The sequence below is a fragment of the Duganella margarita genome, assembly GCF_009857535.1.
GTDB lineage: Bacteria > Pseudomonadota > Gammaproteobacteria > Burkholderiales > Burkholderiaceae_D > Rugamonas > Rugamonas margarita.
On sequence record NZ_WWCS01000084.1, the window covers coordinates 1 to 362 of the forward strand.

Below are 362 nucleotides of genomic sequence, written 5' to 3' on the forward strand. Positions count from 1 at the left end.
TCAGCGCAGCCAGGTCTTCGGTTTGCAGGGCAACAATCGAGTCGGTGGTCAGCGCGCGTACCTGGGCGCTGCTCAGCGAGTTGGCCTGGGCGGTGGTCAGGGCCACCACTTGCGCGCTGGTCAGGGCACCGATCTGGGTGCTGTTCAGGCCGGCAATGGTCGCGGTTTTCAGCGCGGCAAAGTCTTCGGTTTCCAGCGCGGTGATGGCAGCAGCGGTCAGTGCGTTCACCTGGGCGCTGCTCAGGGCGGCAGCCTGGCTGGTGGTCAGCGCCACGACCTGCTCGGTGGTCAGGGCTTTGACGGCGGCGGTGTTGAGCGCGGCAGCCTGGCCCGACGTCAGTTGGCCGATCTGATCGGTGGTC

General features: G+C 67.1%; 1 protein-coding gene. It reads right to left on the bottom strand.

Annotated features, from left to right (window positions below; translation table 11 throughout):
• Window positions 1-362 (bottom strand): hypothetical protein (locus GTP55_RS29300; RefSeq protein ID WP_161048268.1); only part of this gene is annotated, 362 nt, incomplete at both ends.